This window comes from Aeromonas lacus (assembly GCF_000764665.1).
GTDB classification, from domain to species: Bacteria; Pseudomonadota; Gammaproteobacteria; order Enterobacterales; family Aeromonadaceae; genus Aeromonas; species Aeromonas lacus.
In genome coordinates this window covers 46,090-56,112 of sequence record NZ_JRGM01000022.1, presented here as the reverse complement: position 1 = coordinate 56,112, position 10,023 = coordinate 46,090, and the positions used below count along the sequence as shown (strand labels likewise).

Here is a 10,023-nt window from a genome sequence, read left to right as displayed (position 1 = left end):
TTTAATTGATAAATCTAACTTCCCAAATCCTTTGTAGTTAGTTGCTGTTATTTTCTTTACTTCTTTCATCAGGATGCAATCCTTTTATATAATATTTGGATGATATGGTTAATTAATTTTTGAGTTTAGGTGGAAATCTTATGTCATCATTTAAAATAGACGAGTGTGAGGATGATATTATCATATTGTTAGATGTCTCATGATCGAAATAGAATGCGAATTTATGTATAGCGCTATTTATGTTAATAATTTATAAAGATAGAAACCTTCCATCTTCAATATAATCCGCTTTAATTTTTATTTCGTAAGGCTTAGCTTAAATTAAGGTTAGCATCCTCAGATTGTTGAGAAGGCGCCCTAGTGACAGGGTCTTAAGCTAAACAATGGCTGAAATAAATGAGCCCCACGCTACCGCCCGTGGATTACAGCCTCCAGCCTGCTGCGGTTATCCGGCGATGTGGTGGATGGCGAAACGGCTGCACAGGGTTATCTCTGCAAGAGTGGTTGCCAAGTGGGGCATATTAATCGAGGGAGGGGCGGGGTAAAACCGCAGTCGGGCAAAAACCTGCCAGAGATCAATAAATTGCTCATTAAGTGGGTGTTATCTGTCCGCTTGGCGCTGTGAGTGCAAGCTGAGCTTCACCTCTTGCCTAGTACTATCGCTACTCAATACTCCAGAAACTTCTCCCCGCACCGCTCACAAATAAGATGTTTTACATGGGTGGTCTGGTAGGCCAGTGTTTCACCAAACGCCCAGTTGGTGATGCTGCTGGAAGTAAAGGCTTGCCAGAAGGCTTTGCGCGGATCCTTGGGCATGATGTCCTGGCTGTGATCGCGGGCGACCAGCACCACGATATGGCGGGTGCGCTCGCCACATTTGTCACAGCGATGGATTTCACTCGGCGGATTCTGGTCGTGCGGGTTGCTCATAAAGAGGCTCGTGAAGAGAAGGAGGCACCCATCATATTCCTCTCCACTTGGCTCTCAATCTCTCCTTGCCGGCGCAGTGAGCAGCCTCACACTTTGCCCCCCCTCTTTGCTACTTGGCCATGACTGCCCTTTGCCTGCGTGCCGCAACCGTGTGCCTCAGGCCGATGCCCGCTTCTGCGGTTTGCTGGTGAGCGGTGATGATATGGCGGCTGCAGGCTTGCCCAGCCAGTTCAGGCCGACTCCCGCTTCTGCAAGTTGGGGGTGATGATATGGCGGTTGGGGGCGAGTTCGGGCTGCTGCATCCTGGTCAGCAGTCGTTTTGCTGCCTGACGGCCGATTTCGCGGGCCGGTGAGCTGACAAAGGTGAGGGCGGGGGAGGTGAGTTCGGCCTCCGCCACGTCGTCAAAACCGAGCAGGGCCACCTGCTGGCCGATGTAGTTGTCCTTGCCCACGGTGCGCCCGCTCGCCTCGACGCCATAGATGGCGCCGAGCGCCACCTCGGGGTAGTGGCAGAGCACGGCGGTCACCTTGGGGTGCTGGTGCAGCAGCTGGGCGATGGTGTCGGCAGCGCTGCGCTGGGTGCGCTCGCACTCCAGTACCCACTCCGGTTTGAAGGGGAGGCCATATTGCAGCAGGCTGGCGCAGTAGCCGCCGATGCGCTCGGCGCGGGTGAGGGAGTCGGCCCGCCCGCCGACGTAGGCGATATGGCGGTGGCCCTGCTCGATAAGGTAGGTGGTGGCCTGCTTGGCGGCGTGGGTGTTGTCGGGGCCGATAAAGTCCACGTCATCGCGATAGTAGGAGCGGGCGGCGCACACCACCGGCAGTTCGGAATCGAGCAGGGTCTCCAGGGTTTTGGCCGCCGCGCCGCGCACCGGATTGAAGATGATGCCCGCTACCCCTTGGCGTGACAGGGAGTGAATGCTCTGCTGCAGCCGCTCCGGGCTGTGGCCGCACTGGGTCAGAAACAGCAGATAGCCCTGCTGCTCCAGCACCTCGCTCACCCCGGCGGTCACCTCGGTATAGAAGGGGTCGGTGATGTCGCGCAGGATCAGCCCCACCAGATTGGAGTGCTGGCTGCGCAGGTTGGCAGCGGCGCTGTTGGGCACGTAGTCGAGCTCTTTTATCGCCTGCTGCACCCGCTCGGCGGTGGCGGGGGAGATGCGCCCCTTGCCGTTGAGCACCATGGAGACGGTGGTGACCGACACACCCGCCCGCTGGGCGACATCGGTGATCTTGGTGGCTTTGGCAGAGAGGGATTTGGGCGACATAGGGCGAACGGACGACGGCATGTTGAGAGCGAGGCCCCAGCATACCTGCTCGAGTACTTAAGTGAAACGTTACATCACCATCTGGCCGATCCGGCTCACAAATTTGGATCCTGCTGCCAGCCAGCCCCCTTATTCTGTGATCCTGTCGGCACTTGTAAATTGATAAAACGTTTTATCATCCAGCAAAACCTGATGCTGACCCGCGCCTCTGCGTCGAGATTGCTACGAGCAGCCACGGGGAAAGCCGCAGATATTGCTGTCTATTCACAAGGAGCCGTTTCATGGCCAAGCCTCAAGCCAAATCCACTATCTGGGAGTTCCTGCAGAGCCTCGGCAAGACCTTTATGTTGCCGGTCGCCCTGCTGGCCTTCTCGGGCATTCTGCTCGGTGTCGGCAGCTCGCTCACCAGCGATGCGGTCAAGCAGAGCATGCCCTTCCTCGACAATACCGTGCTGCAACTGCTGTTCCTCTGGATGACCAAGGTGGGGCTGGTGGCCTTTATCTACCTGCCGGTGATGTTCGCGGTGGCCATTCCGCTCGGGCTGGCGCGGGAAGAGAAGGGGGTCGCGGCCTTTGCCGGTTTTGTCGGCTATGCGGCGCTCAACCTCTCCATCAACTTCTACCTCACCGTGGCCAACGTCATCGGTGACGCGGCGGCGGAGAAGGCCTACGGGGTGAAATCGATCCTCGGCATCAGCTCCATCGACACCGGGATTCTGGGGGCCATCATCGTCGGGGTGATCGTCGCCAAGTTGCACGCCCGTTTCTACACCTACAAGATGCCCGATGCGCTCGCCTTCTTCGGCGGTGCCCGCTTCGTACCCATCATCACCGCGCTGGTGCTGGGTGTGGTCGGCTTGGTCGTGCCGTTCGTCTGGCCCTGGTTTGCTGCCGGTATCAACGGTATCGGAGCGCTGATTTCCCACGCCGGTCCCTTCGGCCCCTTCCTGTTTGGTACCGGTGAGCGTCTGCTGCTGCCGCTCGGCCTGCACCACATTCTGGTGGCGCTCATTCGCTTTACCGAAGCGGGCGGCACCCAGCTGGTATGCGGTCACGAGGTGAGCGGCGCCCTCAATATCTTCTACGCCGAGCTCTCCTGCGCCGATACCAGCGGCTTCTCGGTCTCTGCCACCTCCTTCCTCTCGCAGGGCAAGATGCCAGCCTTCCTCGGCGGCCTGCCGGGCGCAGCGCTCGCCATGTATCACTGCGCCCGTCCGGAAAATCGCGGCAAGATCAAGGCGCTGCTGGTCTCCGGTGTGGTGGCCTGCGTTATCGGTGGTATCACAGAGCCGCTCGAGTTCCTGTTCCTGTTCGTGGCGCCGGTGCTCTACGTTATTCACGCCATCCTGACGGGCCTGGGCTTTATGACCATGGGGCTGCTCGGCGTCACCATCGGCAACACCGACGGCAACCTCATCGATTTTCTGGTGTTCGGCGTGCTGCAAGGCACCGCCACCAAGTGGTATCTGGTGCCGGTCGCAGCCGCCATCTGGTTTGCCATCTACTACAGCGTGTTCCGCTTCGCCATCGTGCGCTTTAACCTGAAAACCCCCGGTCGTGAAAAAGAGAGCCGCGAGATTGAAACCAGCGAGGCTGCCCAGCCCGCGGGCAAGAAGGCCGGCAACAGCGGTTACAACGGTGAAATCATCCTCAACGCCCTGGGCGGCGCTGATAACATCCTGGCACTGGACAACTGCATCACCCGCCTGCGGATGTCGGTGCAGGACATGAGCCGGGTCGATGACAAGGTATTGAAGGCGAACGGCGCCATCGGGGTGATCAAGCTCGACGAGCACAACCTGCAGGTGGTGATCGGCCCGCAGGTGCATCTGGTGAAAAACCAGCTGCAGAGCCTGATGGGGGCCTGAATCGGCCAATAAGATCCGAACGGGGGGCGCAAGCCCCCTTGTTTGCCTCTCCCAATATGTCTCCTGTTTATGGAGGGAGAAACTTCATGCACGATATTTATGACTTCGACCATGTGGTCGACCGCCACGGCACCTACTGCACCCAGTGGGACTATGTGGCCGATCGTTTTGGCCATGCTGACCTGCTCCCCTTTACCATCTCCGACATGGATTTCGCGACCGCCCCCTGCATTCGCCAGACCCTGGCAACCCGCCTTGAGCACGGCGTATTTGGCTACAGCCGCTGGAATCACGACGACTTTAAAGGGGCGGTGAGTAACTGGTTTGCCCACCGCTACGGGGCGAGCCTCGATCCCGAGACGCTGGTCTACGGCCCTTCGGTTATCTATGTGATTGCCCAGCTGGTGAGCCTCTGGTCGGCGCCGGGTGAGGGCGTGCTGGTGCATACCCCCGCCTACGACGCCTTCGGCAATATGCTGGCCGCCAACGACAGGGTGCTGCTGCCCTGTCCGCTCAAAAAAGCAGAGGGGAGCTACCAGATCGACTGGGAATGTTTCGAGCAACAGGCAGCCCGCCCCGATTGCCGGATTTTGCTGCTCTGCAGCCCCCACAACCCCACCGGCCGGGTCTGGACGCGGGATGAACTCGGCCGGATGGCCGCCATCTGCCAGCGCCACGGGGTGAAGGTCATCTCGGACGACATCCATATGGATGTGAGCTTTGCCCGCTACCTGCCGTGGAGCGAGGTGGCGCCGGACGATGGCTGGGCGCTGGTGAGCTCGGGCTCCAAATCCTTCAATATCCCCGCCCTTGGCGGCGCCTACGCCTTTATTGCCAACGGTGAGGCGCGGGCCGCCTACCTGCAGCGGCTCAAGGCAGCCCATGGCCTCTCATCTCCGCCCATTCTCGGGGTGCTGGCCCATATCAGCGCCTATCGGGACGGCGCTGGCTGGCTCGATGCGCTCAAATCCTATCTGCACGGCAACCTCGCCCAGGTGGCGGCGCGGCTCAACGCCGCCTTCCCCGCCATCGACTATCGGGTGCCCGAGGGAACCTATCTCGCCTGGATTGACCTGCGCGGCCTTGGCATCGACTCCACCGAGCGGATGGATGCGCTGCAAACCTTGCTGGTGGAGAAATACCGGGTCGCCATCATGCGCGGCGACACCTATGGCCCGGAAGGTACAGGCTATATCCGCCTCAACGTCGGCTGCCCGCGCTCGAAGGTCGATCAGGGGCTCGACGCCCTGATCGGCGCGCTGGGGGAGGTGGGGTAAGGGATATCCTGGACTAGCGATTGAGCAAGAAGACGACCTCCCCCCGGTAGTGGGGGGAGGTCGCAAGTTTTGCCTGCCACGAGGGTTCCCACTCGCCCTCCTGCACCAGACCAACCTTGAATGGAATGGTGAGCTGCATCATGGCGGGTAGATAGGAGCTGTAACCCGGTACCGTATGTTTGCCCTGATAGGTCTGGATCACTATCTCATCGACCGGAAGGCTGTTGAGTTGCGCCACATCTCCCGTCTTGGCCCAGTCGAGCAGGCCTGTCACGCTGAGCTTGCACTCTGCAGGCAACACTTGTCGCAACTGCCGCAAAGAGGTGGCGTAACGATCCAGTTGGCGGGTGGCTGCATCAAAGTCGATCTGAATACCCGTTACCTTGGCTCCGGCCTTGCGCCACTCCTGATACAGCTTGACCAGCAACTTCTTGTGATCGGCAGAGAGCGGCAGCGTATTCACTCTCACCACAAGCCAGAGTTGTTCGGTCTGAAGTGGTGTTGGAGCGCGCCCCAGTTTGATAAAACGGGGGCCGGATGGCCTGTTCAGGATCTCCCCCTGATGCAAATAGAGGGTTGTTGCCTGTGCCAAGACTGGCTGATGCCGGGTGGCAGACCAGAGCCAGAATGCGTGATAGCTGCTGGCATCGACACTTGCCTTAAGTGGCGCAGCAAGTGTCGATAACAGAATTAGCAGGCTAGGCCCGAGGGGTTGCGGCATGGTTTACCAGTAGTATTTGAGTGATTTGGCCCATACCGAGTTGCCATAACGCTGCTTGAGCGTGTTGAACCAGGCTTGCCGCATGCTCTTGGGGATCTCCTGAGCGTCACACCCGTTGTTGCCTGATGGTGCGTAGCAGTTGATGGCTCTGTAAAGGGCATAACTCTTGTCTTCGGGCTCTGCTTTAGGGTTGGCCATGACTGCCTGATATAGCTTGAGCCTGCTTGGCGCGGTGGCTGACTCAGGTTTTGGCAATCCCCAAACCATCTCTTTTCCTTGCCACAAATTGATCTCGGGATCCTTGTTGCGCAGATATTCACCCAGGCAGTTGAGTGCATGTCCATCTCCGGGGCGTTGCAGCAGTGTGCCGAGAGTGGAGGCCAAATCACGGCAGTAATAGTCCTGCGGTGTGCCTTCACCTCCCCACTTGAATGCTGACAGGGGCACATCTCCGTTGGGTACCGGTTGCCACGGCTCATCCTTGGGTGGGGTAGTCTCCTTGTAGTCGGCCGGAATAAGTGTCACGTCTTTCAGGAATGTTGCGTAATCCCCTGCAATCAGGTCTCTCACCAGCAGGGTATGCAGGGCGATTTGTCTTTCCAAGGCGCTTGTGGCCTGCCGGGCCTGCTGACGAAGCAAGTCCGGATCTGCCGACTGTTTTAACACTATGGTGCGGATCCGCAACTGAGTGACAGGGCTCTCTTGGTTGAAAATGGCCGCAGTATTGCCGGTACGCACCCACTGATCAGCCAGCATGTTCTCCACAAATGCCTGTTGGGCTTGAGTGAGAGGTGCCGTTACCAGCGTCATCAGGGCGTGCTCTGCCTGGTCAAAAGCCTTCATTCCTTGCTGCGCCCAGATGCGCAGCAACTGGCGGCTGAACGCCAGGGTTGATGCGTTTTGTCCTTCTGTTTTGGGTAACAGCGCCAGCACAGCGTCAAACTGTTGGTTCTGCAGCAATCGATAAGCTTGCAGATAGGTGGCCTCTTCCGTTTTACCCATCTCTTGCAGCTGTTTGATGGCGTCATCGAGCTGCTCGTTACTCCAGTTGCGTTTCTGGTCATAGCCAGTTCTGAGGCCACGCAGTGCATTGATAAACAGCAGCTCAGGCTGAGTTTTATCCTCGTAGGCGAGTTCATTTCGATAGGCGTCAGCGCTCAGCAAAGAGAGATCTATTTCGTTAACCAGCGCCTCAAGTTCCGGCAGGGAGTGGTCAGCGGCTATCGCTTCACTATAGGTATCGCGTAATGAAGCCTGATCACCCGCCATCCAGTTGATGCGTCTGAACATCCCCTTGGTCGAGCTGACGTAACGTCCTTGCGGATAGGCGGCCAGATACGCCTGCCCCTGCGTCATGGCCTGTTTCAGCGCTTCTTTATCACTCTTGGTGAAATCGGTATCACCATACTCGCTCTGTGCATCTTTCACCGCTGCATTAAGGTGTGCTCGCATCACCATATAGCTTGCGGTTTCGGCAACCCACTGCGCTTTTGCCCCTTGCAGAGCCATAAAGCCGGTCAATGCCTCGGAGAAATGACCTTGGTAGAAGTGGCGTGCCGCATCCAGATAAGCCTGCCACTCTTTGGCTGACTCGCTCATTGCGACTTCGGAAGGCCAGGGGCTATCTTCCTGTTGGCCAAGGAGCTGTAAGCGGGTTTTGAGCAGAAGCGTGCGTTCGGTAGATGACAGGTCACTCTGCTCAAGGGCATCAAGAAATTGACTGACAGATTGCAGCGAGTTGGAAATGGCTCGGCCGTAAAGAGCATCACGACCAGCATAGTGTTCCAGCAAAGCCGGGAGCGAGGCGTCATGGGCGGTGAGCCGACTAACCAGCTGTTCACGCAGTTCCGGGCTTTCCATCTCGTCTGGAAGTGGCAGGCGTTGCAGAGAGAAGAGCTCCATATCGCGTTCGTTGGCCGGGTCGGCCGGAAGCATAAAGGGAAGGGAGAGTCGCTTCTTGTCAGCCAGCAGCATCAGCAAGTTGCTCTTGGTGTCATTTTCGGAAAGGAAAAGCGGATAAGCAGGCAATGGACAGTCTGTCAGCCAAAAACTGCACCCGTCTTGGTCGAATGAGGCAACCGAAGGAAAAGCAGCAAGCGTGAGTGCCAGTGCCGAACAGTATTTCAAGATCTTCATAAGAGGCGGTATCCACTATCTGCCGAGTGACAACTCCTTGAATCACGAGCCAAGAAGCCTGAAGCACAATGGCTGGCAATAGTACGTAAATGGGCCGCAATCGACAACCTTGCAGTGGTTGACGGGGGGTCATCAAGCAGATGACAACAACGGGGCCATCAATGATGGCCCCGTTCTTTTGGCGGGTCTGTTGGACAGGGGAATCCTGTCAGAGCGTCAACAGTTGTGCCTCGATATGGCTCCAGTGAGCGAAGGCATTGTTGTCGCCATAAAGACGTGCCAGACCTTCGGCAAAGCTCTCCTCCAGTCCCGGTTCGTAGTTCCCTTTTGGGCCCGCCTGCTGAAAGTAGGCATCCCCCAGCTTGTGATAGTCGTTGTACCAGGCCGCATAGAAGGAGCTGTCCTGACTCAGGTTGGCACCTGTGGTGCTGGCACCTACCAGACGATCGATGGAGTGGCCAAATTCGTGCAACACCAGATTGGCCGAGCCGTGATGGCTACCCACTTGCCATTTGCCAGAGCGGTCCTGCTCCATGGCTATAACAGTCTCTTTGCTGCCGCCGAAGGCACCGACGCCCGGCAGCTTGTCCCACCCGCCACCACCATGACCACGGGCGCTCGTTCCGGCCAGATGGGTATGGTAGGTGGTCACATTGTCATGGGTGACCCGGATCGTCAGCCCTTCGGCATCGGCCTGCTTGAGCAGGTTCATGGGCAGCTTGGCCAGTTCGATGGCAACGGCGCGGGCTGCCTGACTGTCGACCGGGCTCTTGGCGTTGAGCGTGACCATGGTGATGGCTTGCTGGAAGCGGGCCACTTCGCCGGAGTTGAGCAGTTGGCCTATGGTCTCGATATGGCGCGGAGTCAGCATGCCCTTGCTGTGCATGAAAGAGGGGAGTTTCTCGTCGAGCAGGGCGAGCGTTTGCTCGCCATGTTGCCGGGTGATGGCGCTACGCAACTGCTCATGGGTGCGAATATCGGGGGCGAGCCCCTGAGCGCGGGTGGCTGAGACGAGCTGCTGTTTGCGCAGGTCGGCGACCTGTTGCAGCTCTTGCGAGCGTTCGCTCTGGTGCCGGGCCCCGAGGGTGAGTTCGTTGTGCAGCTGACGCACATCCGCCACCGTCACTTTGCCGCTATCTGCCTGTACGCTACGCAGCAGGCTACCAGCCTCTTCCGTACTCATGCCATATTCCCGGCTCATGGCGGTGATCACCTGAGCAATGGCGGCGTCCCGGTGAGCCAGTCGATGGCTCTCGACGGAGACCAGCCCCTTGCCCTCCTTGAGGTAGAGGTTGCCATTGCTGGCACGCAGCTCCTGCTGGCTGCCGGCGGAGGATAAGTGGAGGTCACGATAGAGTGACGTCAATGAGGTCGCTGAAGTGGTATTCATGAGTTATCCCTTGATGGCAGACAGCATAGTGAGAGAGCCGGGTTCGGGCAGGGTCGGTTGGCACGGCGCAAGCAGTCGCAACTGCCACTCCCGTATCAGTTGCAGGAAGTTGAGGGTCACGCTGGCCAGTGCATCGTCATCAGCGATGGCGACCGGTAACTGCATCAGCAGGCGCTGGTTGTCGGTCAGCCCCATCACCATGCCTCCCGTGGTGGTCAGCAGGCCGTTATAGCTGAGCAGCAGTGGCATCCAGCGGGGTTCAAGCTCCCGGTCGTCGGGGCGGCAAGCCAGCACCATGCCGGTGTCGGTCCGGGTGATTTGCAAGGCGAGGCCATCCGTGGCAAGCAGCAGCCACTCGTCGGCAGAGAGCTGATTGAGCTGGTCGGCATCGAGCTGTCGGGCAAGCCGGGTCAGTAGAGTATCGAGATCCATA

General features: G+C 58.4%; 8 protein-coding genes. 2 read left to right on the top strand and 6 right to left on the bottom strand.

Annotation, left to right across the window (positions count from 1 at the left end; translation table 11 throughout):
* Positions 1–666 precede the first annotated feature (666 nt).
* Positions 667–930: a hypothetical protein gene (locus tag LG31_RS0103900; protein ID WP_033113193.1), complete on the bottom strand. Its 264-nt coding sequence runs from the start codon at positions 928–930 to the stop codon at positions 667–669.
* A 230-nt stretch (positions 931–1,160) separates the two neighbouring features.
* Positions 1,161–2,198: a Mal regulon transcriptional regulator MalI gene (locus tag LG31_RS0103895; protein ID WP_033113192.1), complete on the bottom strand. Its 1,038-nt coding sequence runs from the start codon at positions 2,196–2,198 to the stop codon at positions 1,161–1,163.
* Between the two features lie 281 nt (positions 2,199–2,479).
* Here LG31_RS0103895 and malX point away from each other — a divergent pair, with 281 nt between their 5' ends.
* The gene (malX, locus tag LG31_RS0103890; protein ID WP_033113191.1) at positions 2,480–4,066 is read left to right on the top strand and encodes a maltose/glucose-specific PTS transporter subunit IIBC; all 1,587 of its coding nucleotides are present in this window, start codon (positions 2,480–2,482) and stop codon (positions 4,064–4,066) included.
* Between the two features lie 86 nt (positions 4,067–4,152).
* Positions 4,153–5,343, top strand: a complete 1,191-nt coding sequence (locus LG31_RS0103885) for a MalY/PatB family protein (protein ID WP_033113190.1) — start codon at positions 4,153–4,155, stop codon at positions 5,341–5,343.
* A 13-nt stretch (positions 5,344–5,356) separates the two neighbouring features.
* Here LG31_RS0103885 and LG31_RS0103880 read toward each other — a convergent pair whose 3' ends face one another.
* From LG31_RS0103880 to LG31_RS0103865, 4 genes are all read right to left on the bottom strand, one after another.
* The gene (locus LG31_RS0103880; RefSeq protein WP_238567467.1) at positions 5,357–5,935 is read right to left on the bottom strand and encodes a DUF3142 domain-containing protein; all 579 of its coding nucleotides are present in this window, start codon (positions 5,933–5,935) and stop codon (positions 5,357–5,359) included.
* A 132-nt stretch (positions 5,936–6,067) separates the two neighbouring features.
* On the bottom strand, positions 6,068–8,200 hold the full coding sequence (locus tag LG31_RS0103875; protein ID WP_033113189.1) for a PA5441 family protein: 2,133 nt from the start codon (positions 8,198–8,200) through the stop codon (positions 6,068–6,070).
* 208 nt (positions 8,201–8,408) lie between these two features.
* Positions 8,409–9,590 (bottom strand): anthrax toxin lethal factor-related metalloendopeptidase, encoded by a 1,182-nt coding sequence (locus tag LG31_RS20105; protein WP_050513396.1) that lies wholly within the window; start codon positions 9,588–9,590, stop codon positions 8,409–8,411.
* Positions 9,591–9,593: 3 nt separating this feature from the next.
* Positions 9,594–10,022, bottom strand: a complete 429-nt coding sequence (locus LG31_RS0103865) for a type III secretion system chaperone (protein WP_033113188.1) — start codon at positions 10,020–10,022, stop codon at positions 9,594–9,596.
* Between the last annotated feature and the right edge of the window lies 1 nt (position 10,023).

What these genes read in the sequence shown, in the direction of transcription:
- LG31_RS0103900 (WP_033113193.1), bottom strand. Translation starts at nt 930, where the DNA reads ATGAGCAACCCGCACGACCAGAATCCGCCGAGTGAAATCCATCGCTGT.
- LG31_RS0103895 (WP_033113192.1), bottom strand. Translation starts at nt 2,198, where the DNA reads ATGTCGCCCAAATCCCTCTCTGCCAAAGCCACCAAGATCACCGATGTC.
- malX (WP_033113191.1), top strand. Translation starts at nt 2,480, where the DNA reads ATGGCCAAGCCTCAAGCCAAATCCACTATCTGGGAGTTCCTGCAGAGC.
- LG31_RS0103885 (WP_033113190.1), top strand. Translation starts at nt 4,153, where the DNA reads ATGCACGATATTTATGACTTCGACCATGTGGTCGACCGCCACGGCACC.
- LG31_RS0103875 (WP_033113189.1), bottom strand. Translation starts at nt 8,200, where the DNA reads ATGAAGATCTTGAAATACTGTTCGGCACTGGCACTCACGCTTGCTGCT.
- LG31_RS20105 (WP_050513396.1), bottom strand. Translation starts at nt 9,590, where the DNA reads ATGAATACCACTTCAGCGACCTCATTGACGTCACTCTATCGTGACCTC.
- LG31_RS0103865 (WP_033113188.1), bottom strand. Translation starts at nt 10,022, where the DNA reads ATGGATCTCGATACTCTACTGACCCGGCTTGCCCGACAGCTCGATGCC.